Source organism: Microvirga sp. KLBC 81 (assembly GCF_003075415.1).
Taxonomy (GTDB): domain Bacteria; phylum Pseudomonadota; class Alphaproteobacteria; order Rhizobiales; family Beijerinckiaceae; genus Microvirga.
The window spans coordinates 1-862 of record NZ_QDAH01000286.1 but is presented as its reverse complement, the minus strand read 5'-3'; the positions used below and the strand labels follow the sequence as shown (position 1 = coordinate 862).

The following is an 862-nucleotide window of genomic DNA, read 5'->3' as shown; positions in this document are numbered from 1 at the left end:
GACCTCATGCGCGACGATCAGATGGTGCTGCGTGTCGAGGGCGGCTTGGACGTTGTAGCCCACGATGCCGCGTGGGTTGGTGCTGGTTACCATGGCGCGGGCATCCGGATCCGTGAGCGAGACCTGCTGCTGGTCAGAACCGGCTTCCAGTTGCTCGCCGATGGCCTGGAGTGCCTGCATCCGCTGACGCAATGTGGCAATCTTGTCTTGCAGCTTCTTCACCTGGGTCGGTGCGCTCTCATCCTCGGCCTGATCGGCTTGGTCGAGAGCCGCCAGATAGCCCGCAATGCTCGCTTCGATCTTCGCCATCTGCTTGGTCAGCTTCGCGCGGGTGAAGTTGCGCCCGTCGCTGTTGACCGCCTTGAACTTGGAGCCAGCGAGCGCGACCTCGCCGCTCGCGAGCAGCCCCAGCCCGCGGCACAACCCGACGAACGGGCGGCAGGTGGCGCGGATCGCCGCGGCGTTGTCGCGTCGGAAGTCGGCAATGGTCTTGAAGTCGGGCGCGAGTTGGCCGGTGAGCCAGATGAGCTCGAGATTGCGATTGGCCTCGCGCTCGAGGCGACGGCTCGACGGCACCCGGTGCAGGTAACCGTAGAGATAAATCTTGAGCAGGATGGCCGGATGGTAAGCGGGTCGACCCGTGGCGGCAGGCTGGGCCCGGGTGAAGCCTAAGGCGCGTAGATCAAGCTCATCGATGAAGGCATCGATCACCCGCACCGGATTGTCTTGCGTGACATAGTCGTCCAGGCATTCAGGCAGGAGCAGCGTCTGCCGGCGGTCCTTGCCCTCGATGAAGCGCGTCATCTTGGCCTCCCACGTCGGAGAGCAAGTCTACCAAATCAGCCTGTTTCCACACAGCCTC

Annotated in this window: 1 protein-coding gene; it reads right to left on the bottom strand. The window is 63.8% G+C overall.

Going from position 1 to position 862, the window contains the following annotated elements; all coding sequences use genetic code 11:
- Positions 1-804: transposase (locus tag DC522_RS33800; protein ID WP_205769941.1), on the bottom strand; the 804-nt coding region annotated here is incomplete at its 3' end.
- Positions 805-862: the final 58 nt, after the last annotated feature.